A 24,324-nucleotide genomic window follows, 5' to 3' on the forward strand; every position below is an offset into this window, starting at 1 on the left:
AGTTATAAGCACTTTACCCTATAGACCAAGCATCGCTCTCTTTGCTAATTCCCCCACTTTGGGGCATCGGAGATCTCGTTTCATTACTATGAATACCAAACGTCTCTTTCGCTTGCTGTCATTGATCGCCGTTATCGTCGTAGTGGTTATTGCGTGGCGATATTTTTACTCCACGACCCCGCCCGCGAGCTCAACGGAAAAAGCCGCTTCCAACGGCGGCAGAGGCGAAGGTCATCGTTCCATGACCACACCGCCGGTGCAGGTCGCGCGCTCGTTTACCGCCTCGGTGCCTTACTACCTGACCGGACTCGGCACCGTCACGTCGGCGAATACCGTCACCGTGCGCAGCCGGGTCAGCGGACAATTGATGGCGCTGCACTTTGAAGAAGGCCAGCAGGTGGCCGCCGGCGCGTTGCTGGCGGAAATCGACCCGCGGCCTTTCGAGGTGGACGTCGCTCAGGCGAAAGGACAGTTGGCCAGAGACCAGGCGCTGCTCGCCAATGCGCGCCGGGATCTGGCGCGTTATCAGGGGCTGGTGAAAACCAATCTGGTGTCGCGTCAGGAGCTGGATACGCAGGCCTCGCTGGTGAAGCAGTACGAAGCCGCCGTCCAGACCGATCAGGGTGCGCTGGACAGCGCCCTGTTGCAGCTGACGTACAGCAGGATAACCGCTCCCGCCGGCGGCCGCGTCGGCCTGCGTCTGGTCGATGTCGGCAACTATATCACCAGTACGGACGATCTGCTGGTATTGACGCAGACGCACCCCATCGACGCCATTTTCTCGCTGCCGGAAGACAGTATCGCCACTATTCTCAAGGCTCAGAAATCCGATCGGCCCGTCGTTGTCGAAGCCTGGGACCGCGCCAACCAGCAGATGCTGTCGCAAGGCCGGTTGCTCAGCATGGATAACCAGATCGACGCCACCACCGGCACCATCAAACTGAAAGCGCGTTTTGAAAACAGCGAAGATCGCCTGTTTCCCAATCAATTTGTGAACATCCGGATGAAGGTAGATACGTTGCAAAACGCGGTTCTAGCGCCCGCCTCCGCCGTGCAAATGGGCAACGAAGGCCACTTCGTCTGGTTGTTGAATGACGAAAATCAGGCGAGCAAGCATCTGGTATCCATCGGTATCCAGTACGGACAGAACGTGGTCATCAATAGCGGCCTAAATGCAGGTGAACAGGTCGTGACGGACGGTATCGACCGTCTCACGGAAGGCATGAAGGTTGACGTAATCCCTTCCGCCTCCACCGAGCCAGCGTCCACAACCGCCGGTAAAGATCGCCAGGCGAAAAAAGCGGAGACGCCCTGATGCAGGACAGCACGCCGAATCAGGGCGGCGGCCCGTCCCGACTGTTCATTCTGCGCCCGGTCGCCACCACGTTGTTGATGGTGGCGATTTTGCTGGCCGGGATCATCGGCTATCGCGCCCTGCCCGTTTCCGCGCTACCGGAAGTCGACTACCCGACGATCCAGGTGTTCACGCTCTATCCCGGTGCCAGCCCCGACGTCATGACGTCGGCGGTGACCGCTCCGCTGGAACGCCAATTCGGCGGCATTTCCGGGCTAAAGCAGATGTCGAGCCAAAGCGCCGGCGGCGCATCGGTCATTACGCTGCAGTTCCAGCTCAATCTGGCGCTCGACGTCGCGGAACAGGATGTTCAGGCGGCCATTAACGCCGCCACCAACCTGCTGCCCAGCGATCTGCCTAACCCGCCGGTTTACAGTAAGGTCAACCCGGCCGATCCGCCGATTATGACGCTGGCGGTGACCTCCACCGCCATGCCGATGACGCAGGTGCAGGATCTGGTGGAAACCCGCATCGCCCAAAAAATCTCTCAGGTCTCCGGCGTCGGGCTGGTCTCGCTCGCGGGCGGGCAACGCCCCTCGGTTAGGGTCCGCCTGAACCCGACGGCGCTGGCGGCCTATGGGCTGAGCAGCGAAACCGTGCGCACCGCCATTACCGCCGCTAACGTCAACGCGCCGAAAGGGAGCTTCGACGGCCCGACCCGCTCGGTCACGCTCTCCGCCAACGACCAGATGCATTCGATTGACGACTATCGCCAGCTCATCATCAACTGGAGCAACAGCGCGCCGGTCAGGCTGCGCGACGTCGCCACGGTTGAACAGGCGCCGGAAAACACTTATCTGGCCGCGTGGGCGAACCGCCAGCAGGCCATCATTATTAACGTGCAGCGCCAGCCGGGCGCCAACGTGATTGCGACGGCGGATAACATCCGCCGTCTGCTGCCGTCTCTACAGGCCAGCCTGCCCAAGTCGGTCGAAATGTCGCTGCTCACGGACCGCACCACCACCATCCGCGCCTCCGTCGAGGATGTGCAGTTCGAGCTGATTCTGGCCATCGCGCTGGTCATCATGGTGATCTACCTCTTTCTGCGCAACGCGGTCGCCACGCTCATCCCCAGCATCGTCGTGCCGCTGTCGCTGATCGGCACCTTTGCCGCCATGTATTTCCTCGGTTTCTCCATCAACAACCTCACGCTGATGGCGCTGACTATCGCCACCGGTTTCGTGGTGGACGATGCCATCGTGGTAATCGAGAACATCGCCCGCTACATCGAACGCGGCGAAAAGCCGCTGAACGCGGCGCTGAAGGGGGCAGGCGAAATCGGCTTTACCATTATCTCCCTGACGTTCTCGCTTATCGCCGTGCTGATCCCGCTGCTGTTTATGGGCGATATCATCGGCAGGCTGTTTCGCGAATTTGCGATGACGCTGGCGATCTCCATTTTGATTTCCGCCGTGGTGTCGCTCACCCTGACGCCGATGATGTGCGCCCGCATGCTGAGCCACAAGGGCCTGAGTCGACAAAACCGTTTTACGCGCGCCAGCGAACGCTTCTTCGACCGGGTGATTGCCGCCTATGGCCGCGGGCTGACGCGGGTGCTGCAACATCCCTGGCTGACGCTCTGTGTGGCGTTAAGCACGCTGGTACTGACCGTTTTACTGTATCTGGTGATTCCGAAAGGCTTTTTCCCGCAGCAGGATAACGGGATCATTCAGGGCACCGTACACGCCTCCCAGACCGTATCTTTCACCGCGATGGCGCAAAAACAGCAGCAGGTCGCCTCCATCATCATGAAAGATCCGGACGTACAAAGCGTCTCGTCGCTAATCGGCGTGGATGGCACTAACCCGTCGCTCAACAGCGGACGTCTGCAAATCAACCTTAAGCCGCAGAGCGAGCGCAGCGACAGCATGACCGAGGTCATCATTCGCTTGCAGCAGCAGACGGCGCAGCTGCCGGGCGTTACGCTGTATCTGCAGCCGGTTCAGGATCTGACTATCGATACCCAGATCAGCAAAACCCAGTACCAGTTGACCGTCCAAACGCTGTCGCTGGATACGCTCAGCGCCTGGGTGCCCAAGCTGGTGGAACAGCTCTCCGCCCTGCCCGAACTACAGGACGTCAGCAGCGACTGGCAGGACGAAGCCGCCGTCGCTTACGTGAAGGTAGACCGGGACAGCGCCACCCGGCTCGGTATTTCGATGTCGGATATCGATAACGCGCTCTACAACGCCTTCGGACAGCGGCTGATTTCCACCATCTATACCCAGTCAAACCAGTACCGCGTCGTGCTGGAACAAGACACCCGCCAGCGCAACGGATTAGCGGCCCTCGACGATATCCGGCTGATCAATAGCGAGGGCGGCGTCGTCCCGCTGGGCAGTATCGCCACGGTGGAACAGCGTCAGGGACCGCTGGCGATCAACCACATCGACCGCTTCCCGGCGGCGACGGTCTCCTTTAATCTGGCGCCCGGTTATGCGCTGGGAGATGCGGTCAAAGCCATCGAGAAAGCTCAGCAGAGCATGGAACTGCCGTCGGAAATCACGACTCGTTTTCAGGGCAGCACCCTCGCCTTCCAGTCCGCACTGACCAGCACCGTCTGGCTGGTTATCGCTGCGGTAATCGCGATGTATATCGTGCTCGGCGTGCTGTACGAAAGCTTCATTCATCCGGTGACCATCCTCTCCACCCTCCCGACGGCGGGCGTCGGCGCGCTGCTGGCCTTGCTGGTCGCCGGGAGCGATCTGGATATCATCGCCATCATCGGTATCATCCTGCTGATCGGGATCGTGAAAAAGAATGCGATCATGATGATCGACTTCGCGCTGGCCGCCGAACGCCAACAGGGTATGTCGCCGTATGACGCGATTTATCAGGCCTGTCTGCTGCGTTTCCGCCCCATCCTGATGACCACAATGGCCGCGCTGCTCAGCGCACTGCCGCTGATGCTGAGCACCGGGGTCGGCGCCGAACTCCGGCGTCCGCTGGGCATCTGTATGGTCGGCGGCCTGGTGATGAGCCAGGTGCTGACGCTATTTACCACGCCGGCGATCTACCTGCTGTTTGACCGCCTTTCTCTTCGTCTTCGCCGCAAACCGGCCGAAACGCAGGAAGAAGTCTGATGAAGCTGTTCGCGCTGTTTATTCATCGTCCCGTCGCGACCACGCTGCTGGCGCTGGCGATTGCGCTGTGCGGGGTACTCGGCTTCCGACTGCTGCCGGTCTCGCCGCTGCCGCAGGTAGACTTCCCGGTAATCTCGGTCTCGGCCTCGCTGTCGGGCGCCTCGCCGGAAACCATGGCATCCTCGGTGGCGACGCCGCTGGAGCGGTCGCTCGGCCGCATCGCGGGCATCACCGAAATGACCTCCATGAGTTCACTCGGCAGCACCCGCATTATTCTGCAGTTTGAGCTGGATCGTGATATCAACGGCGCCGCCCGCGACGTGCAGGCCGCCATCAACGCCGCCCAGAGTCTGCTGCCCTCAGGCATGGCCAGCCGCCCCACCTACCGTAAGGTGAACCCGTCAGACGCGCCGATCATGATTATGACGCTGACCTCGGACACCTACTCCCCCAGCCAGCTGTACGATATCGCCATCAATCAGGTCTATCCGCGCATTTCACAGCTGGAGGGCGTGGGCGATATCACCATCGGCGGCAGTTCGCTCCCGGCGGTGAGGATATCGCTTAACCCGCTGGCGCTATTTAACCAAGGCGTATCGCTGGATAAAGTCCGTGAGGCGATCGATAACGCCAACGTGCGCCTGCCCGTCGGCAGCGTGAATGACAACACGACGCACTGGCAGATTGAAACCAACGACGAGCTGAAGACGGCGAAGGTCTACCGTCCGCTCATTGTTCACTACAACAACGGCGCGCCAGTGCGGCTCAGCGACGTCGCCAAAGTCGAAGACTCCGTGCAGGACACGCTCAACGCGGGGATGACGAACGGCGAACCCGCCGTGCTGGTTATTATCCGCCGCGCGCCCGAAGCCAACATCATCTCCACCGTCGACAGCATCCGCGCCGCGTTACCCGAACTGAGCGCCACGCTGCCCGCATCCGTGCATTTAAACGTCGCGCAAGACCGCACTCCCACGATTCGCGCGTCGCTGGCGGAGGTGGAGCAGGCGCTGGTCATTGCCGTCGCGCTGGTGATTCTGGTGGTGTACCTGTTCCTGCGCTCCGGGCGCGCCACGCTGATCCCGGCGGCGGCGGTGCCTATTTCGCTGATCGGCACGTTCGCCGCCATGTATCTGTGCGGTTTCAGCCTGAACAATCTGTCGTTGATGGCACTGACGATCGCCACCGGCTTCGTGGTGGACGACGCCATCGTGGTGCTGGAAAACACCGCCCGTCATATCGAAGCGGGCATCAGGCCGATGCAGGCGGCGATACAGGGCGTGCGCGAAGTCGGTTTCACCGTTGTCTCCATGAGCGTGTCGCTGATCGCCGTTTTCATTCCGCTACTGCTGATGGACGGGCTGTCGGGGCGACTGTTTCGTGAATTCGCCGTCACCCTGTGCGTGGCGATCATCATTTCGCTGGTGGTCTCGCTCACCCTGACGCCGATGATGTGCGCGCGCCTGCTGCGTCCGCACGCCCCACGCAGCCAGCCGCGCCGCCGGGGATTCAATCGCGTATTGCTCGCCTTGCAGGGGCGGTATGCGCTGTCGCTGAACGGAGTATTGGCGCGCGCGCGCTGGGTTGTGCTGGTCCTGTTCGGCACTATCGGCCTGAGCGTCTGGCTCTATGTCGACATGCCGAAAACCCTGTTCCCGGAGCAGGATACCGGCCGGATTATGGGCTTCGTGCAGGGCGACCAGAGCATCTCGTTCCAGGCCATGAAGATCAAGATGCAGGATCTCATGAAAACCATCAGCAGCGATCCCGCCGTGGACAACGTGACCGGTTTTACCGGCGGCAACCGGACCAATAGCGGGTCAATGTTCATCAGCCTGAAACCGCTGGCGGAGCGCGGCGCCAGCTCGCAGCAAATCATCGCCAGGCTGAGGTCCAAACTGGCTCAGGAACCGGGCGCCAGCCTGTTCCTGATGGCGGTGCAGGATGTGCGGATGGGCGGCCGCGAGGCTAACGCCAGCTATCAATACACGCTGTTGTCTGACGATTTGAGCGCGTTGCGCCAGTGGGAGCCGAAAATCCGCGCGGCGCTGGCTGAACGGCCGGAGCTGGCGGACGTCAGTTCAGACCAGCAGGACAAAGGCGCAGAACTGGCGCTGACCTACGACCGCGATACGCTGGCTCAGCTCGGCATCAGCGTGTCGGATATCAACGCCCTGCTCAACAACGCCTTCGGGCAACGGCAGATCTCCACCCTCTATCAGCCGCTGAACCAGTACAAGGTGGTGATGGTGGTCGATCCGGTGTATGCGCAGGACGCCACCGCGCTGAACCAGATGTTCGTTATCAACAGCGAGGGCAAGGCGATCCCCCTGTCCTATTTCGCCCGCTGGCTGCCCGCTAACGCGCCGCTGTCGGTCAACCATCAGGGGCTGTCCGCCGCGGCGACGATCTCCTTCAACCTGCCGCCGAACGCCAGCCTGTCCGATGCGACCTTCGCCATTGAGCGAACCATGACCGCGCTCGGCGTGCCTTCCAACGTCCGCGGCCAATTCGCCGGCACCGCGCTGGCGTTCCAGCAGTCGCAGTCGTCGCAGGTGGCGCTGATCATCGCCGCCATCGTCACGGTGTATATCGTGCTGGGGATGCTGTACGAAAGCTACGTACACCCGCTGACCATCATCTCCACCCTGCCGTCGGCGGGGGTGGGCGCGCTGCTGGCGCTGAAGCTGTTCGATAAGCCGTTCAGCCTGGTCGCGCTCATCGGCATTATGTTGCTGATCGGCATTGTGAAAAAGAACGCCATCATGATGGTGGACTTCGCGCTGGTCGCGCAACGGACTCAGAACCTCAGCGCGCGCGATGCGATATTTCAGGCCTGCCAGCTCCGCTTCCGCCCGATTTTTATGACCACACTGGCCGCCTTGCTCGGCGCGCTGCCGCTGGTAATAAGCAGCGGCGACGGCGCGGAGCTGCGCCAGCCGCTGGGGATCACCATCGTCGGCGGGCTGGTCATGAGTCAGCTGCTGACGCTCTATACCACACCGGTGGTTTACCTGTTCTTTGACCGGCTGTCCCAGCGACGCGCACGCCGCACGGTGACGCTGCCGGAGTCACTCTGACAGGCGTTAAAAAAAAACGGTCCGACTCGGTGAAAAATTTACGATAGCCACGCAAACTGAGTCTGTTAGCCTGAATGTTCTGATTATCAAACGGTAAAGGAGTCAGCGATGTCGGGTTTAGTGAAAGGTCGATGGGTGGTCGGCGACGTGGCGGCGGAAGAGACTAAAAACGGCGCGTTTCACCGTGAGGCCACTCGGTTCAGGGAAACGACGCTCGCGCCTGAAGCCGGGCGCTATCAGCTGTTCGTTTCCTATTTCTGCCCGTGGGCGTCGAGAACGCTGATCTTCCGCAAGCTGAAAGCGCTGGAGCCGGTGATTTCACTCTCCGTGGCCGAACCGCATATCGGCGAGCAGGGCTGGGCGTTCAGCACGCCGCAGGATGCGGGGCCGCATCTGCCGGCCGTGCGCTACTTACATGAGCTGTACACTGCGAGCGACGCGCACTACACCGGCAAAGTGTCCGTGCCGGTCCTGTGGGATCGCCGGGAAGGACGGATCGTCAACAACGAATCTGCCGACATCATTCGTCTCTTTAACAACGCCTTCAATACGCTCACCGGCAACGTCGAGGACTTCTATCCTCCCGCGCTGCGCGCTGATATCGATCGTTGGAACTCGCTGATTTACGATACGATCAACAACGGCGTCTACAAGACCGGCTTCTCCCGCACGCAGGAACACTATGCCCAAGCGGTCACGGCGCTGTTCGCCGCGCTGGACACAGTGGACGCGCATCTGGCGAAACACCGTTATCTGACGGGAGACGCGGTAACGGAAGCTGACTGGCGGCTGTTCGTCACGCTGGTGCGTTTCGATGTGGCCTATCACGGCGCATTCAAATGCAATATTCGCCGTATTGAGGATTACCCTCACCTCTCTCACTACCTGCGCGATCTGTATCAGCAGCCCGGCATCCGTGAAACGGTTAATATCGAGCATATCAAGTCCGGCTACTACGGCATTCGATGGCTCAATCCTACCGGCATCGTGCCGCTGGGGCCGGAAATCGATCTCGATCGGCCACACCACCGCCATAGGGTCGGCAGCACAGCGAAATAGGCATACTTTTTGTAAGTCGAATACTGATTTTTCCCCGCATAAGCGCTAGAATCTGCCGCCTTACTGCTCCCGCTCGGGAGCAGCCTGACCTGAGATCAGACTTGAGAGAACCCCATGTTTAAACCGGAACTACTGTCTCCGGCCGGTACGCTGAAAAATATGCGTTACGCCTTCGCTTATGGCGCTGACGCGATTTATGCCGGCCAGCCCCGCTACAGCCTGCGCGTGCGCAATAACGAATTCAATCATCAGACGCTGGCCGAGGCGATCAACGAAGCGCATTCGCTGGGCAAAAAATTCTACGTCGTCGTCAACATCGCGCCGCACAACGCCAAAATCAAAACCTTCCTGCGCGATTTACAGCCAGTTATCGACATGCAGCCGGATGCGCTGATTATGTCCGATCCGGGCCTGATCATGCTGGTGCGTGAAAACTTCCCGCAAATGCCGATCCACCTGTCGGTACAGGCCAATGCGGTCAACTGGGCGACGGTAAAATTTTGGCAGCAGATGGGGCTGAGCCGCGTCATTTTGTCGCGCGAATTGTCTCTGCAGGAAATTGAAGAGATCCGCGCGCAGGTGCCGGAGATGGAGCTGGAAATTTTCGTTCACGGCGCGCTGTGCATGGCCTATTCCGGCCGCTGCCTGCTCTCCGGCTACATCAACAAACGCGATCCCAATCAGGGCACCTGCACCAACGCCTGCCGCTGGGAATACAAAGTGCAGGAAGGCAAAGAAGACGATGTGGGCAATATCGTGCATATGCATGAGCCGATTCAGGTCGCCAATGTCGAACCCACGCTGGGCATCGGCGAGCCGACCGACAAGGTCTTTATGCTGGAAGAGAGCCAGCGCCCCGGCGAATACATGAGCGCGTTCGAAGACGAGCACGGCACTTATATTATGAACTCCCGCGACCTGCGAGCGATCCAGCACGTGGAACGCCTGACACAGATGCAGGTGCATTCGCTGAAAATCGAAGGCCGAACCAAGTCCTTCTACTACTGCGCCCGCACCGCGCAGGTGTACCGTCGCGCTATCGACGACGCCGTGGCGGGGAAACCGTTTGACCCGTCGCTGCTCCAGACGCTGGAAGGACTGGCTCACCGTGGCTATACCGAAGGATTCCTGCGCCGTCACGTCCACGAAGACTACCAGAACTACGAATACGGCTATTCGGTGTCCGACCGTCAGCAGTTTGTCGGCGAATTCACCGGCGAACGCCGTCACGGTCTGGCGGAAGTCGCGGTGAAAAACAAGTTCTCCTGCGGCGATAGCGTGGAAATGATGACGCCGGGCGGCAACGTGCAGTTCACGATTGAAGGGATGCAGAATGGTAAAGGTCAGACTACCGACATCGCACCGGGCAACGGCCATATCGTCTACCTGCCCGTGCCGGAAGACATCTCGCTGGAATATGCATTGCTGCTGCGCAATCTGCCGGGGACCAGTACCCGTAATCCTCACGCCAAATAAGGTGCCGGCAGTCAGAGCAGGAAACTGTTTTGACGTTTTTTAGAATTGGATCACATCAATGGTAGATGCGGTAGGTTACTATTCCACCGCTGAGAAAATACAGAACGAAAAATAAGCGTAGTTACGCGACCAGGAACCACCTCCTTCGCCAGCTCAATCTCCCTTGAGCTGGCTTTTTCTTTTCTTCGTTTCCCCGTCACGTATCCACTGCCCCCGCGCCACGCTTTTCTGCTACGCTGACTACACTATTTTCGGAGGCGCTCTGTGTAGGTTCGCCCCATTTTCGGTTTCCTCAAGGTCTTTTCAGGGAGTACGCCGACATGGCGCAAAAACCACAATCTCTTATCATTTTAAACGGCAAAAGCAGCCAAAATGACGAGCTGCGTCAGGCGGTGAAAACCCTGCGCGAAGAAGGTTATTCTCTGCACCTACGCGTTACGTGGGAGCACGGCGATGCGTTGCGCTATATCCAAGAGGCAATGGCGCTAGAGGCGGACAACGTGATCGCCGCCGGCGGCGACGGCACCATCAATGAAGTCGCGGTGGCGCTGGCGCATCAGGAAGCGGAACACCGCCCCTGCCTGGGGATTGTGCCGCTGGGCACGGCCAACGATCTCGCCGCCAGCTGCCGGATTCCGGCCGACCTGCAGCAGGCGCTGCGGCTGGCGATACTGGGCCGCGCCACCGCTATCGATCTGGCTCAGGTCAACGACCGCCACTACTTTATCAATGTGGCGACCGGCGGCTTCGCTACCCGCATCACCACCGAAACCCCCGCCGCCATGAAATCTGCCCTGGGCGGCGCGGCCTATGTACTAAACGCGCTGCTGCGCATCGACATGCTGAAGGCCGAACGCTGTCAGGTCAAAGGTCCGGATTTTGACTGGGAGGGCGATATGCTGGTCATCGCCATCGGCAATGGTCGTCAGGCCGGAGGCGGACAGCAACTGTGTCCGGAGGCGGTATTGAATGACGGACTGCTGCAACTGCGCGTGTTGTCGGCGAAGGAGCTGTTGCCGAATATGATGCAGGCCCTGATGTCGGGCGGCGAGAATCCCAACATGATCACGACCGCCCTGCCGTGGCTGGAAGTCACCGCGCCGAATGAGATGACGTTTAACCTGGATGGCGAGCCGCTGACCGATAAACACTTTCGTATCGAGGTGGTGCCGGCAGCGCTGCGCTGCCGTTTCCCCAGCCCTTGCCCGCTGCTGCGCGAGTAGTCGACCGGGGCCGAGATACCGCTATTCGCGTCGAAGGCGCTGACTGTTCGCCAGATACAAGGTCACTACCAGGATCAAAATCGCGCCTGCGTAGATCAGGGTATAGGTGGGATTTTTGTGGTCGACGATAATCAGCCGCACGATGGCGGTGATCCCGATATAGACAAAATAGCGCAGCGGGAAATGGTATCCCGACTCAAAATACTTCACGATCAACGCAATAAATTCGAAATACAGAAAATACACCACCAGACTTTCAATCAACAGGTAAGTGGAATCCCTTTCACTGCTGACCATCAATGCCTTCGCCAGATGCAGCGTCTCTTTACCCAAAAACACCACCAGAATAATAGCGAGAGCCAGTAAACCTATATTGAGTATCGTTTGTAACCCTTTGGCGATCATGATCGAACGCGTTGAACCTGCCATGTACATGACTCCTAACCATCCTTCATTTTTTCTGCATCTACGCCGGCGGCAGACTGCTATTGCTGTGTGCGGCTTCCCCCGCGGACGTCGTGAATCGGCCGGAAAAACCTGACGCCGGTCACAAAATTACCGGTAGCCCCTGAGACTGTCCATGTAAATTTCATCTTCCGCAGAGATAGGCATCACCACCAGCGGTAAAAATGATGCACCGGCCCGATTCCTTGACCGACTTCCAGCGTATCCGCCTGTTGTAAGGCCCCTTGCAGATAGGCTTTGGCGGCGGTCACGCAGGCCGACCAGTCGTTACAACGGGGACGCAATGCCGCCAACGCCGCCGATAGCGTGCAGCCCGTACCATGAGTATGGCGGGTATTGACTCTCTGCGCCGAGAAACGCTGCGGCGGCTCCCCGGTGGCGAACAACCAATCCGGACTTTCGCTGCCGGCAAGATGGCCACCCTTCATCAACACAGCCTGACAGCCCAACGCGAGCAGCGCTTCGCCCTGCTCCCGCATCTCGTTTTCATTCTCAGCGACCGGACGCGCCAGCAACGCCGCCGCTTCCGGCAAATTCGGCGTAATGATCGAAACCTGCGGCAGCAGCCGTTGACGCAGCGATTTGATCGCCTGCGGTTGCAGCAGCGGATCGCCGCTTTTCGCCAACATCACCGTATCCAGCACCACGAACGGCACCGGATAGCGGATCAGCCGTTCGGCGACGACCTCCACAATATCCGCCTCGGCCAGCATGCCGATTTTGACGCTGTCTATCCGCACATCGCTGAGCACCGAGTCGAGTTGAGCGCCGACAAAGGCGGGTTCGATGCGACAGACCGACTGCACGCCGCGCGTGTTTTGAGCCACCAGCGCCGTCACCACGCTGGCACCATAAGCTTCGAGCGCGGAGAACGTTTTCAGGTCGGCCTGAATACCCGCGCCGCCGCTGGGATCGGTGCCGGCAATCGTCAATGCGTTAATGCGTTTCATTTTGCGGCCGCCTCCGCCGCCGTAAACAGCTGGTCGAGAAACCGCGGCACAAAACTGCCGGGACCGGTCGCGCCTTCGGCGGCACGCTGCCCGCATTCGGACATTACCGCACAGGCGGCGGCGATATGCTGCAGGCGATCGCCCGGCAGCGCACAAAATCCCGCCACCACCGCCGACAACGCGCAGCCGGTCCCGACGACGCGGGTCATCAGCCAATCCCCGCCCGCCACCGCCCAGTCACGCTCGCCGTCGGTGACGTAATCCACCTCGCCGGTCACCGCCACGCAAACGGACCAGCGGCGGGCAAGCTCCCGCGCCGCTGGCAGAGCGGCCAGCGAGGTGTTGCCGCTATCTACCCCGCGCCCCTGCGAGGCGGCGCCGGACAGCGCCAGAATTTCTGAAGCGTTACCGCGTAAGGCAGCAGGCCGCAGCGCAAGAAGTTCACGGGCGAAGTCGCTGCGAAAAGTCAGCGCCCCGACGGCGACCGGGTCCAGCACCCAGGGGCGATTAGCCCGATTGGCGCTCGCCACGGCAAACCGCATGGCGTCTGCCCGGACCGGTTCCAGCGTGCCGACATTGATCAGCAACGCATCCGCCCACGTGCTGAACTGCGCGGCTTCGCTGCGCTCCACCACCATCGCGGGCGACGCGCCCAGCGCCAGCAGCACATTGGCGGTAAGGCTTTGCACGACATCATTGGTCAGACAGTGAATCAGAGGGGAACGGCGGTGAAAGTGTTTCAGAGAATCCGCCGCAAGCGCGGACGGGAACGGCACAGGTCGAGTATTCATAAGTCTCCCAACCGGCGATCAAGAAGGCGGGAGCCGGTGAGACTCCATGACTTCCCTACGCTGGCATTATCCAGATCAGGTGGTACGGGTCTTTCTCAGCCTTCATATGGAAGGGCACCCCGAGTCAACGTTCATGATTATTCGGCCTGGCGGCGCAAAGGTCAACGACGGTCTGCCATCACGGCGCGTCGGCAAGAGTCAAAACGGTGTAGCGCGAAGATCGGAAGCAAGAAAAGGAGGGATGAAGCGGGAAGAAAGGACTACCGGCATAACCGGTAAGATTCAAAAAGAGGACCGACGCCGCACGGATTTCACGGCGTCGGTATTTCATCCTCAGCGAGAACGGCTCTCCCGGCATGACGCCGGTCAGAAAGCCGTCTTGTGGTACAGGCGCGAGACCAGATCCGTAATGCACAACACCAGCGAGGACCGGATGCGCTGCTGATAGCGCTGTTTTTGCATCTCCAGCAGCGAGGTGTCCACCCCATCTTCCGGTAAATGCGAGTTGAACTGAGGCGGCAGCGGCGTAATACCATGCAGCATGCTGACCGGCCCCAGAATTTCATCATCGGTGAAACGGTAGCTTTGCCCGTTATGCTCCAGCTCATTGTTTAACGCCAACAACAGTTCAACGTCTTCATACTCGTCTCGGCTGATAACGCCCAGTGCGTAGATCAGCTTGAGGCGAACCGGCAGCGCTGACAGCGGGCCGCTGCCTTCCAACAGCGGTTCCACGGCATATTTAACGGCATAATCATCCTTACGGAACGCTTGCAGGACCAGATGGTCAATCGCCTCGGCCAGAAGTTCGACCGCCGCCTGGATAAACCCCGGCACGGTCGGTCTGGCATTCAGGCGTTCAAGAATGTGACTTTCGAACGCCTGCGCGTCTTCCATCCCCGTCTGGGGTTGCGGCACCTTTTTCTGCGCCGAGTGCGGCTCGGTAGTCTCTACCCGACGTTTACCTTCGGGAAAATAACGCTGTTCTGGCATCAGTATCGTTTTTCACCTTGCGTTACAGAGAGTGATACAACGCTGCCACCTGCGTGACAACCTCGGGGCGATCTTCCAGTCCGGCGATCTGAACCAGCGCCTTTTCAACGCCGTTCGCATCTATCAGCGCCGTCATTTCACGCGCCTGCACATCCTCAACGCTACGGTATTTCAGCGCCGCGGCGATGCCGATCAGCAGGTTACGATGCGGCAGCCCGTATTCCAGCGTACCGCGCAGCGGCCGGATTAACCGATCGCCTTCACCCAGTTTACGCAGCGGCTGGCGGCCCACGCGTTCTACGTCGTCATGCAGATACGGATTCTCGAAACGGCTGAGGATCTTGTCGATATACGCTGCATGCTGCGCCGGATCGAAACCGTAGCGTTTGATCAGCACCGCGCCGCTTTCCTGCATCGCACCTTTCACCACCGCGCGCACCGCGTCGTCGAGTATCGCTTCGCGGATCGTCCGGTAACCCGCCAGACACCCAAGATACGCGGTAATTGCGTGGCCGGTATTGAGCGTAAACAACTTGCGCTCGACATAAGCCATCAGGTTGGCGGTAGGCTCCATCCCGGCGATAACCGGCAGATCGCCCTTGAACTGCGTGCTGTCGACAATCCATTCGCTGAACGTTTCGACCGTCACCTCCAGCGAATCGTCGTTCGCCGCGGCGCTGGGCGGCACGATGCGGTCCACGGCCGAATCCACAAAGCCCACATGCTCGTCGACCCACGCGTGCAACGCTTCGGGCAACACCGCCATGACATGCTGACGGAGCTGGCTGGTGCCGCGCACCATGTTTTCGCAGGCGATGATATTCAGGGGCTGCTGATTGCCGCGCTCATGCCGTGCAATCAGCCCCTGTGCCAACGTGCCCGCAATCTTACTCAGCACCTGCGGCCCGACGGCGGTGGTGATGATGTCCGCTCGGGCGATTTCGTTAATGGCGTCGGGGCTGCCGCTGTGCACCGCGCTGACGCGGTTTACCCGTTCAACGCGCGACGCCTCTCCGACGACATGTACTTCGTACTGCTGCTGATGGGCCAGTTGATCCACCAGCGGCTGATTGACGTCGGCGAAAATGAGCTCGGACTTGGCGTCCGCCAGGAGTTTGCCGATGAAACCACGACCGATATTGCCTGCACCAAAATGAATCGCTTTCATTATAGACCTCGATATCTTGTCAAAACCGTTAAGCAGAACGCACGGACCGGTCGAACGCCGGTCCAGTGACCTTACGCCACGCGTTCGCCGGAGAGCAGCTCCAGCATCTCTTGCACGCTGCGGGTTTCCGTCAGCCGCTCGATAATGCCGTCGTCATTCAGGGCGTTGGTCAGATGCGCAATCACCTGAACATGTTCGTTATTGCGGGCCGCAATCCCAATCACCAACCGCGCGACGTCGTCCGGCTCGGAGCCGAACCGCACCCCTTGCGGATATTGGCAAATCACGACGCCGGTGCGCAGGACGCGGTCTTTGGCTTCAACGGTACCGTGCGGTACGGCGATGGACTCGCCCAGATAGGTTGAGGTCATGGCCTCGCGCTCCAGCATCGCCTCGACGTAGGCTGGCTCCACGTATCCCCCCGCTACCAGCTGTTCGCCCGCAAAGCGAATGGCCTGCTCTTTGTCGTCGGCCTGGAGATTGAGGAAAATGTTGCTTTCGCCCAGCTCGAACAGGTTGGATTCATACTCAGCCGGGTCGAACCAGTTATCATTGGCAGCGACAATCGTTTGATTAATCAGCCGGTTATCGTTCGCCGCAACGGGATGGTGCGCCGCCAGCAGCCGGGTCGTCAGCTCGTTGTACAGGCTGCTGTCGAGGAAGTTACTGAGGGAAAGATGAATCGCGTGCGGCGCGTGCTGCAACGCTCGTTCGGTAAGATCCTGGTGGGTTATGACCAGATCGACCTCTTCCGGCAGGCTGTTGATCGCCATATTCGTGACCGAAATATGCGTCAGTCCAGCATCCTTTATCTTCTTGCGCAGCACGCCCGCACCCATCGCGCTCGACCCCATTCCGGCATCGCAGGCCACGATGACCCTTCGCACCAAACTCAGATCCTGTGAGGCATCCAGCGTCGCGCGCATAGCGGGCTGTGGCCGGGCTACGCCCGGCGCTTTGCCGCCTTTCGACTTCTGCTTCATGCTCTGCATACGACGGGTTGCGTCCGCCAGACCGTTATCTTCTTCATCTCCCACCGGCACGCGTTTCAGCATGACCGCAGAGACCATGAAAGACACCAGCCCGGACAGCATAATGGAGAGCACCACGCCGATCAGCGACGACTTGGGCGTCATCAGCAGAACGGCGAAGATCGAGCCGGGCGACGCCGGAGAGACCAGCCCCGCGTTGAACAGGGTCAGCGTGAAGACACCGGTCATGCCGCCGAGGATCACCGCCAGCATCAGGCGCGGATTCATCAGGACATACGGGAAATAGATTTCATGGATACCGCCGAAGAAGTGAATGATGGCGGCGCCTGGGGCTGATTGTTTCGCGCTGCCCTTTCCGAAGAACATGTAGGCCAGCAGCAGGCCCAGTCCCGGACCGGGGTTGGCTTCGATCAGGAAGACCACCGACTTGCCGGTTTCCGTCGCCTGCTGGATCCCCAGCGGCGAGAAAATCCCGTGGTTGATGGCGTTGTTGAGGAACAGGACTTTCGCCGGCTCCACGAAGATCGAGGTCAACGGCAGCAGGTTGCCCTGCACCAGCAGGTTCACGCCGGTCGCCAGCACCTTGGACAGCGATGAGACCAGCGGTCCGATGGCCAGAAAAGCCAGTCCCGCCAGCAGCATGCCGAGGATCCCAGCCGAGAAGTTGTTGACCAGCATTTCGAAGCCGCTTTTGATTTTGCCGTCAACCCAGCGGTCGAAGCGTTTGATCGCCCAGCCGCCCAGCGGTCCGGCCATCATCGCCCCCATGAACATCGGCATGTCTGCGCCGACGATGACACCCATCGTGGTGATAGCCCCCACGACCCCCCCGCGTTCGCCGCCTACCAGCCGGCCGCCGGTATAACCAATCAGCAGCGGCAACAGGTAGGTGATCATGGGTTCGACCAGTTTGGCCAAAGTCTCATTTGGCAGCCAGCCGGTTGGAATAAACAGCGCGGTGATCAGGCCCCAGGCGATGAATGCGCCGATATTGGGCATCACCATGTTGCTGAGGAAGCGGCCAAAATTCTGTATCTTGACCTTAACAGTTGGTGATAGCATAAAACTCACTCCCCTCGGTGGTACGCGCTAAGGGATGGTGCGCGTCGTAATAGTGAGATGGTTTCGCCAAAAACCATCGGTCGTTCTGTAGACAAATCGACTCTATCACGCCGTTTTCACCCCTAGTACCCCGAGGGGAATTTGTGACTGAGATCACCCACCTCCCCCCTTCCAACCCGGCTTTAGCGAGATCGCCATCACAAATCGGAGCTGAAAGTCAGCCACATTGTTAACAAATGACGCGCCATCGCCTTGTTTTTGTGACTCACATCACGTAGCGAGCGCGCAACTTTGTTTTAACATTGTGATGAATGTCACACGACATTTCGCCATCCGGAGACCTGAACCCGGCCTGACGGCTTTGCTCGTCCTCTTTTATTGAAGAGAGCCCTGGGAAATGTCATTTAATTACAGGTTTGGGAAACTTCGGCAGCGTCAGGAGTAAAGAGAAAATCGATGGCGAAAAAGCGGGGGTGATATCGTGGTGGGAGCGGCGGACGAGGAGTGAAAAGCGCAATGCCGCTCACCGATACGTTAGCCCTGGGCCAGCGAAGATATCGGTGAGCCGAACCGTTAGCTCAAACAAGCGTTTTTGTATCTAAAATCGCCTGAACTATCCGATGATTACCGTGCCCCCGCCGATTAGTACGCCGCCGCAGTCAACGGTATCCCCGTTACGCGCGACCGGCTTACCGTCAGCTATCACCGTCGACGAACCACCGCTGATGTTTCGCGTATGACCATGAGAGGCTAACGGATCGCCTTGCCGGGCCAACGAAAGACCATCCACCTTGACCGTCGAGGAGCTGCAATTACCGCCGTCGGCGGATGACTGCCGTGTCCCGTGTCTTTATCGCCCAGTTTAACTGCGTTTCCCATTATGTTCGTCTCTCCTTCATTAGTCCGCTGACACGACGGGATTGAAAAGCCCTCGGTTGTCTCGTTATGAGGATAAATCTATGCCCGATAAAATCTCTGAATATCGCACCCATGGGCACCCGCCGCACTTTGCTGACGCTGGGCTCCTGCTGGCGGAAAGTGCCTGGGTTGGCGAAGACTCGACTACCGCAGGCGGATAACGCAGCAGCTTATCGGTCAAGCCGCTGCGTTGTGATCCGCTTTACTTATTCAACCGGCTCCTGATCGGTTTTCGGCTGCTTGGCGCGGTAAGCATTCATGATCGGCGCCCATTCCATACCGAGGGGGATGGGGTGTTGCTTAAAGAGCGCGCTGTATTCTTTGTCAAAATCGTCGATGCCATATTGTTCTGCCACAGATACTTTTTTGTCGTACCAGTTATCATTCACTTCTTCAGCGATGCCGCGGGCAATCAATAGGTCCGGTTTAACTCGCAACTTATCGCCTTTTAACAACACCTCATAATAGCCCCCAGGTGCGAGACCAAAATAGAGCCAATTACGTTGATCGACTCGTCCGTTAACCTGATAGCGCTGCCGCATCCGCTGCGCTAAATCCGCCGGTAAATCGACCCCGATGCGGTACCGTTTACGGTCATGGAACGACACCATCTCTATCTCAGCTTTGTCAGGCACAGGGACGCCATCGGTTGGTCATCCTCCGCCCCCTGGCCAATAATAATTTTTTTCAATAATGTCTTTATACGGTGCGCCCGCGTTGCATCCCCCTCCGGGATAACTGAAAACCGTTTTTCCACCGAGATAAAAAGTCGCCTTGGTCGTGCAAAAACTATCGATATTGCTGCCTGAACCATAGCTCCAATCGACTCGCGTCTCCGCCTTGTCCGTTGAGCACGCCATCAAAGACATGCAGAAGCCAAATAAAATAAAAAGAGGTCTCGACATCATGCTTCCTGATTCCCTATCAAACGCCGCCGCTCCTTGCTAACGGTAGGCTCATTTTTACTGGTGCTGGCGGGGTTGGCGATACTTTGGTTATTGGCGCTATGGTGAAGATAGTCACGACGCAGTAACCGATAAAGGCAATTGCTTGCTCAGGTCCCTAACAATACCTTGCTCGATTGCCGCCAGCGCCCAGTATTGGTCCAGCCTGCTCAGATTTACCGATGGCGGTTTAGCCGAAAGCGACTCAAGCTGGAGCGCTTTGTCTTTCGATCGCCACTCTTTAAACGGCACCCCAGCAGCACGTCCGGCCTCCACCATCATATGCAACGGAATGCGGGAGTATTCGCCCTCTACGACCCGGCGCATCACCACCTCCACGTAGACGGCTTTTTTGGGCCAGGCATCATCTTTACCACGGCGTCGGATAAACGAATAGGGGACCAAACCGATCGCCCCTAGCGGGGGCGTGGCTGCCTGTATCTGGCACCAAAGCGTCTTCCTCACTCATAAAGCGCTCCAGTTCGATGCACTCGGTCAGCGCCGGGTCGCTGTTCGGGTCAGACAGGCTCCAGCGGCTGTAATATCCGCCGCCGATATCCGAGTGCGCCCCCGGCAGCGCGCTCGCCAGCGACAACCCCAGCGCGAAGGGCTGATTCAGCCCCTCGTCGAGCTGAAAATCCACCACCGAGAAGGTGCTCTCCGGCAGTGCGCCTATGGTTACGGTAAACTGCAATCCCGTACTGTTTGCCACCCGCTCTCTCCTTATTATTCTTGTGTTGTGACCATGGCTATCGCACGCCCTGGCTGACTCCTGAAAACGGCTCGTCGCTATCCTGATTAACATGAAGACCTGAACGAGGAGCTGAGTCCGCGCTCTTGACAATGTCTCGGTTAAAACGCAACGCCGGGTAAACTCATAATCCTATATTCGACAAGGATGACGCATCGGCAGGGGCGAATTCGTTCTGCAGAGTGAAAACGGACAGTGGGATTGAGGTAATAGGTTGAATAAATGAAACGTTCCCTGTGATGTCCTTGACACGAATCTTGTGAATAAAAAGACCGCGAAATAATAACAAACAGAGCCTTATTTAATTGTACAAATAGCGCACTAAAAACAGCGACTAACTGTTCATCGGTATTGAAATGATCTCATTTTCATCGATAACAAAATGACGGAAATACTCTATGCTCCGGCCCGATATTCCGGATAATACGATTGTCGCCCCGCCATATCTCTCCTGTATCAGGAAAGCCCACCCCAGCCGGAACAACAACAGAATACCCGCCATCCGCCGTCCTACAGCGCGGCAACATCCGCCAAACCGTCGTCACCAACGTCGCGATGAGCCTCATCAGACTTGTTGCCGCCGTCATGCACATCCTTTTTGCGCTTCGAGAGCCTGACTACCGCCGTTCAGATAGGCCAACGCCCATCACCGCGCAAGCAAGAAATCACGCGGATTGGGTCATTGTTCTACGCCCTGCTCAGCACGTTCCTGTGCCTATGCATAGTCATGAACGCTGGGGGAAAAGCTCAACACTCGGTTGTCGTCACGCAGACAGTCCAGACAGCGTTATGCCCGTCGCCAGCGAAAATATAAGCGTTCAATCACTTAGCGAGCGACAAAACCCCGGCACTAAAATATCGTTACAAATCATGTCGCTGATTCACCCTGGTCGTCGTCTTATCGCCTGGAGCAAAAGCCCTTTTGCTTCCGGCTACATGAAGCGGCTGAGACGTTGAGTTAACGATGAAAAGTACCGATATTGCGACTGATTAGAAGTAAAACCGCCTTTTTTGCCATCGGACACCCTTTCGCCACGCCCGAATATGCCTGCGCAAAGACGCCATCACAGGCTCGTTTATTGCGTTTCATCCTTGTATTTATTTGGCGAAAATTTCGCCCCCCCAACTTGATTGAGCGACGCGTTAGTCATAAGGTCGAAAAAATAGCGCGGAGGATAAGGGATATCGCAGTGCGAGTTACGTCCCCCCATCCGTGTTTGACTCACTTTGGAAGCGCCGGATTTAACGTCCGTCTCATAATGGCAGTATTCATTTCGCGGACTTGGTATGAGTCCGTCGTTTATCGATGAGAACTATGGCTAATCAATCTATTTCTCCGTCTGAGAATAACCCGCGTCATCAGGACGACAACCCGCAGAATCACAACCCAGACAGCGCTCTCGCGGAGCGCAAAACGCCCGGCAAGAAGCCGCTGATTATTCTGGCCATCGTTGTCGTGGTCATGCTGATCGTCGGCCTGTTTTTCTGGCTGACCAGTCGCAATATCGAAACCACCGATGATGCTTTTACCGACTCGGACGCGGTCACCATCGCACCGAAAGCCTCCGGCTACGTCACTCAGTTGCAGGTGAAAGATAACCAGTTCGTTAAACAAGGCGACCTACTGGTCATCATCGATCCCCGTGATAACACCGCGCAACGCGAGCAGGCGCAGGCGCAGCTGGGGCTGGCGATGGCGCAGTTGCATCAGGCGCAGGCCGCGTTGGATCTGGCGAAGGTTCAGTACCCCGCACAGAAAGATCAGGCGCTGGCGACGCTCGCTAAAGCACAGGCCAACTACGTCAATGCGCAGGAAGACGACAAACGGCAGCGGGGCGTCGACCCGCGCGCCACCTCGCAGCGCAATATCGACGCGGCCGGCGCGCAGTTAAGAAGCGCCCGCGCGGAATGGGAAAGCGCCAAGGCGCAGGTGGAAGTCGCCTCGCAGGTCGCGTTGCAAATCCGCCAGCAGGCAACCAACGTCGAAGCGCGTCAACGGCAGGTTGAGCAGGCGCAGGCTCAGCTGAATACCGCCAACCTTAACCTGTCATACACCGAAGTCCGAGCGCCTTACGACGGCTTTATCACCCGCCGCAACGTGCAGGTGGGCAGCCTGGTGCAGCCGGGGACGGCGCTGTTCTCGCTGGTGTCGCCGAATACCTGGATTACCGCGAACTTCAAAGAGTCGCAGTTGGAGCGGATGCGCCCGGGCAATAAGGTGGAAATCACCGTGGATGCCTGGCCGAAGATGAAATTGGAAGGTCACATCGACAGCATACAGATGGGGTCCGGCTCGCGTTTCTCCGCCTTTCCTGCGGAAAACGCCACCGGCAACTACGTGAAAATCGTGCAGCGCGTGCCGGTCAAAATCATTATCGACAAAGGGTTGGATCCGGAAAGACCGCTGCCGGTAGGCTTGTCGGTCGAACCCAAGGTGACGGTGAAATGAGCCAGGACCAGCGTTGGCAGCCGGTCGGGAACCCCTGGCTGGTCGCCGTTACGGTCACGCTTGCGGTGTTCATGGAGATCCTTGACACCACCATCGTCAACGTCGCCCTGCCGCATATCGCGGGTTCGCTGTCTTCCAGCTATGACGAATCAACCTGGGTACTGACGTCTTATCTGGTAGCCAACGGGATTGTACTGCCCATCTCGGCCTTCCTGAGCCGAGCATTCGGCCGTAAGCTGTTCTTTCTGCTGTGTATTGTGATGTTTACCATCTGTTCGTTCCTGTGCGGTATCGCAACGGAGCTGTGGCAAATCATCCTGTTTCGAATCTTGCAGGGCTTCTTCGGCGGCGGCCTTCAGCCCGTACAGCAGTCGGTGCTGTTGGATTACTTCAAACCGGAAGATCGCGGTAAAGCCTTCGGCCTCTCGGCGATCGCGGTGATCGTCGCGCCCGTCATCGGCCCGACGCTCGGCGGGTGGATCACCGACAACTACAGCTGGCGCTGGGTGTTCTTCATCAACATCCCCATCGGCATTTTAAGCGTGCTGGCCATCTACCATCTGTTGGAAGATCCGCCGTGGGAGCGCAAATCGCCGAAAGGCAAACTCAGCATCGACTACATCGGCATCAGCCTGCTGACCCTGGGGCTGGGCTGTCTGCAGGTCATGCTCGACCGCGGCGAGGATGACGACTGGTTCCACTCCAATTTCATCGTTACCTTTGCCATATTGACGGCGATCGGTCTGGTGGGCGCGGTCTACTGGCTGCTGTATGCCAAAAAGCCGGTGGTCGATCTCCACTGCCTGAAAGATCGCAATTTCGCGGTGTCTTGCTTGCTCATGGCGGGCATGGCGCTGGTGATGTACGCCAGTGCGGTGGTGATCCCGCAGTTGGCGCAGCAGGATTTAGGCTACACCGCGACCTGGTCCGGCATGATCCTTTCGCCGGGAGCGCTTCTGGTGGTGCTGACGATCCCGCTAGCGCTGAAGCTGATGCCGCTGGTGCAGACGCGTTGGATGATTGCGTTCGGCTTCTCCTCGCTGGCCGCCTCTTTCCTGTATTCGTCGATGCTGGCGCCGAACGTGGATTTCTACACGCTGATACTGATGCGTAGTGCCCAGACTATCGGGCTTGGTTTCCTGTTTGTGCCGCTAACCACCATCGCCTTCGTGTCCATTCCGCAACGGCTGAATGCGGATGCGTCAGCCCTGTTCACCATGTGCCGCAACGTGGCTGGGTCGGTCGGCATTTCGCTGTCAACGGCGATGATCACCGAGCGTCAGCAAGCGCACAGCGCCAGCATGGTTCATAACATGACCCCGCTCAACGAGCCGTATAATCTGGCGCTGGAGCGGTTGACGCACGCGATCAAAAATTTTTCCACGATGGCGGGCGATCCGATGTCCATCGCCACCGGCCAACTTTATAAAGAGATGATTGCCCAAGCTCGTATCCTTGCCTACATAGACGTTTTTACGGGCCTCAGCGTCATCGCTCTGCTTCTCATTCCTCTTTGTTTGCTGCTTTCTCCCATCAAGAGCAAAGGCAGTGCTGGAGCGCACTAAC

17 protein-coding genes, 2 pseudogenes and 1 riboswitch are annotated in these 24,324 nt (G+C 58.6%); of the genes and pseudogenes, 8 read left to right on the plus strand and 11 right to left on the minus strand.

Translation table 11 applies throughout. The annotated features are described in order from the left end of the window. Positions 1-88 precede the first annotated feature (88 nt). From I6N93_RS11675 to yegS, 6 genes are all read left to right on the plus strand, one after another. Positions 89-1,315 (plus strand): MdtA/MuxA family multidrug efflux RND transporter periplasmic adaptor subunit, encoded by a 1,227-nt coding sequence (locus I6N93_RS11675; protein ID WP_085688089.1) that lies wholly within the window; start codon positions 89-91, stop codon positions 1,313-1,315. After that, complete coding sequence (locus I6N93_RS11680; RefSeq protein ID WP_085688091.1) at positions 1,315-4,437, plus strand: MdtB/MuxB family multidrug efflux RND transporter permease subunit; 3,123 nt, start codon at positions 1,315-1,317, stop codon at positions 4,435-4,437. Before I6N93_RS11675 ends, I6N93_RS11680 begins: the two co-directional genes overlap by 1 nt. Beyond that, positions 4,437-7,517, plus strand: a complete 3,081-nt coding sequence (gene mdtC / locus I6N93_RS11685; protein WP_085688093.1) for a multidrug efflux RND transporter permease subunit MdtC — start codon at positions 4,437-4,439, stop codon at positions 7,515-7,517. Before I6N93_RS11680 ends, mdtC begins: the two co-directional genes overlap by 1 nt. 108 nt (positions 7,518-7,625) lie before the next feature. Further along, positions 7,626-8,576, plus strand: a complete 951-nt coding sequence (locus I6N93_RS11690; protein ID WP_085688095.1) for a glutathione S-transferase family protein — start codon at positions 7,626-7,628, stop codon at positions 8,574-8,576. A 114-nt stretch (positions 8,577-8,690) separates the two neighbouring features. Continuing rightward, a complete protein-coding gene (gene trhP, locus I6N93_RS11695; protein WP_085688097.1) occupies positions 8,691-10,052 on the plus strand; it encodes a prephenate-dependent tRNA uridine(34) hydroxylase TrhP in 1,362 nt (453 codons plus the stop codon). Between the two features lie 320 nt (positions 10,053-10,372). After that, positions 10,373-11,275, plus strand: coding sequence for a lipid kinase YegS (gene yegS / locus I6N93_RS11700; RefSeq protein WP_085688099.1), 903 nt, complete (start codon positions 10,373-10,375; stop codon positions 11,273-11,275). Positions 11,276-11,296: 21 nt separating this feature from the next. Here yegS and psiE read toward each other — a convergent pair whose 3' ends face one another. From psiE to I6N93_RS17270, 11 genes and pseudogenes are all read right to left on the minus strand, one after another. Further along, positions 11,297-11,704 (minus strand): phosphate-starvation-inducible protein PsiE, encoded by a 408-nt coding sequence (gene psiE / locus I6N93_RS11705; protein ID WP_085652569.1) that lies wholly within the window; start codon positions 11,702-11,704, stop codon positions 11,297-11,299. A 182-nt stretch (positions 11,705-11,886) separates the two neighbouring features. Then, entirely contained in the window at positions 11,887-12,690 is an 804-nt protein-coding gene (thiD, locus tag I6N93_RS11710; RefSeq protein WP_085688100.1) for a bifunctional hydroxymethylpyrimidine kinase/phosphomethylpyrimidine kinase, read from the minus strand. Then, positions 12,687-13,481 (minus strand): hydroxyethylthiazole kinase, encoded by a 795-nt coding sequence (thiM, locus tag I6N93_RS11715; RefSeq protein ID WP_085688102.1) that lies wholly within the window; start codon positions 13,479-13,481, stop codon positions 12,687-12,689. Before thiM ends, thiD begins: the two co-directional genes overlap by 4 nt. 35 nt (positions 13,482-13,516) lie before the next feature. Next, positions 13,517-13,613: riboswitch (TPP riboswitch) on the minus strand. A gap of 234 nt (positions 13,614-13,847) precedes the next feature. Then, positions 13,848-14,378: an MltR family transcriptional regulator gene (locus I6N93_RS11720; protein WP_176222553.1), complete on the minus strand. Its 531-nt coding sequence runs from the start codon at positions 14,376-14,378 to the stop codon at positions 13,848-13,850. A gap of 118 nt (positions 14,379-14,496) precedes the next feature. After that, positions 14,497-15,642 carry a mannitol-1-phosphate 5-dehydrogenase gene (locus tag I6N93_RS11725; protein WP_085688106.1) on the minus strand — a complete coding sequence of 382 codons (1,146 nt, stop codon included), beginning with the start codon at positions 15,640-15,642 and terminating at the stop codon, positions 14,497-14,499. Between the two features lie 71 nt (positions 15,643-15,713). After that, positions 15,714-17,696 carry a PTS mannitol transporter subunit IICBA gene (locus tag I6N93_RS11730; protein ID WP_085688108.1) on the minus strand — a complete coding sequence of 661 codons (1,983 nt, stop codon included), beginning with the start codon at positions 17,694-17,696 and terminating at the stop codon, positions 15,714-15,716. Positions 17,697-18,309: 613 nt separating this feature from the next. After that, positions 18,310-18,575: pseudogene (locus tag I6N93_RS11735) on the minus strand (PAAR domain-containing protein). 245 nt (positions 18,576-18,820) lie between these two features. After that, positions 18,821-19,252 (minus strand): annotated as a pseudogene (locus tag I6N93_RS17255) (DUF2931 family protein); the annotation flags it as partial. 15 nt (positions 19,253-19,267) lie between these two features. Beyond that, complete coding sequence (locus tag I6N93_RS17260) at positions 19,268-19,522, minus strand: hypothetical protein (protein WP_232100012.1); 255 nt, start codon at positions 19,520-19,522, stop codon at positions 19,268-19,270. A 111-nt stretch (positions 19,523-19,633) separates the two neighbouring features. Then, a complete protein-coding gene (locus I6N93_RS17265; RefSeq protein WP_232100013.1) occupies positions 19,634-19,963 on the minus strand; it encodes a hypothetical protein in 330 nt (109 codons plus the stop codon). Further along, entirely contained in the window at positions 19,929-20,270 is a 342-nt protein-coding gene (locus I6N93_RS17270; protein ID WP_232100016.1) for a hypothetical protein, read from the minus strand. The genes I6N93_RS17265 and I6N93_RS17270 overlap by 35 nt, the downstream gene beginning before the upstream one ends. A gap of 1,354 nt (positions 20,271-21,624) precedes the next feature. On the opposite strand from I6N93_RS17270, the gene I6N93_RS11750 reads away from it, so the two are divergent. Together I6N93_RS11750 and I6N93_RS11755 are read left to right on the plus strand one after the other, a co-directional pair. Continuing rightward, the gene (locus I6N93_RS11750) at positions 21,625-22,758 is read left to right on the plus strand and encodes an HlyD family secretion protein (RefSeq protein ID WP_373853679.1); all 1,134 of its coding nucleotides are present in this window, start codon (positions 21,625-21,627) and stop codon (positions 22,756-22,758) included. Further along, positions 22,755-24,323, plus strand: a complete 1,569-nt coding sequence (locus tag I6N93_RS11755) for a DHA2 family efflux MFS transporter permease subunit (protein WP_085688112.1) — start codon at positions 22,755-22,757, stop codon at positions 24,321-24,323. The genes I6N93_RS11750 and I6N93_RS11755 overlap by 4 nt, the downstream gene beginning before the upstream one ends. Position 24,324 lies beyond the last annotated feature (1 nt).

The organism is Lonsdalea populi (assembly GCF_015999465.1).
Classification (GTDB): Bacteria; Pseudomonadota; Gammaproteobacteria; order Enterobacterales; family Enterobacteriaceae; genus Lonsdalea; species Lonsdalea populi.

Coding starts and splice junctions, on each gene's coding strand:
- I6N93_RS11675 (WP_085688089.1), top strand. CDS start 89: ATGAATACCAAACGTCTCTTTCGCTTGCTGTCATTGATCGCCGTTATC.
- I6N93_RS11680 (WP_085688091.1), top strand. CDS start 1,315: ATGCAGGACAGCACGCCGAATCAGGGCGGCGGCCCGTCCCGACTGTTC.
- mdtC (WP_085688093.1), top strand. CDS start 4,437: ATGAAGCTGTTCGCGCTGTTTATTCATCGTCCCGTCGCGACCACGCTG.
- I6N93_RS11690 (WP_085688095.1), top strand. CDS start 7,626: ATGTCGGGTTTAGTGAAAGGTCGATGGGTGGTCGGCGACGTGGCGGCG.
- trhP (WP_085688097.1), top strand. CDS start 8,691: ATGTTTAAACCGGAACTACTGTCTCCGGCCGGTACGCTGAAAAATATG.
- yegS (WP_085688099.1), top strand. CDS start 10,373: ATGGCGCAAAAACCACAATCTCTTATCATTTTAAACGGCAAAAGCAGC.
- psiE (WP_085652569.1), bottom strand. CDS start 11,704: ATGGCAGGTTCAACGCGTTCGATCATGATCGCCAAAGGGTTACAAACG.
- thiD (WP_085688100.1), bottom strand. CDS start 12,690: ATGAAACGCATTAACGCATTGACGATTGCCGGCACCGATCCCAGCGGC.
- thiM (WP_085688102.1), bottom strand. CDS start 13,481: ATGAATACTCGACCTGTGCCGTTCCCGTCCGCGCTTGCGGCGGATTCT.
- I6N93_RS11720 (WP_176222553.1), bottom strand. CDS start 14,378: ATGGAAGACGCGCAGGCGTTCGAAAGTCACATTCTTGAACGCCTGAAT.
- I6N93_RS11725 (WP_085688106.1), bottom strand. CDS start 15,642: ATGAAAGCGATTCATTTTGGTGCAGGCAATATCGGTCGTGGTTTCATC.
- I6N93_RS11730 (WP_085688108.1), bottom strand. CDS start 17,696: ATGCTATCACCAACTGTTAAGGTCAAGATACAGAATTTTGGCCGCTTC.
- I6N93_RS17260 (WP_232100012.1), bottom strand. CDS start 19,522: ATGATGTCGAGACCTCTTTTTATTTTATTTGGCTTCTGCATGTCTTTG.
- I6N93_RS11750 (WP_373853679.1), top strand. CDS start 21,625: ATGGCTAATCAATCTATTTCTCCGTCTGAGAATAACCCGCGTCATCAG.
- I6N93_RS11755 (WP_085688112.1), top strand. CDS start 22,755: ATGAGCCAGGACCAGCGTTGGCAGCCGGTCGGGAACCCCTGGCTGGTC.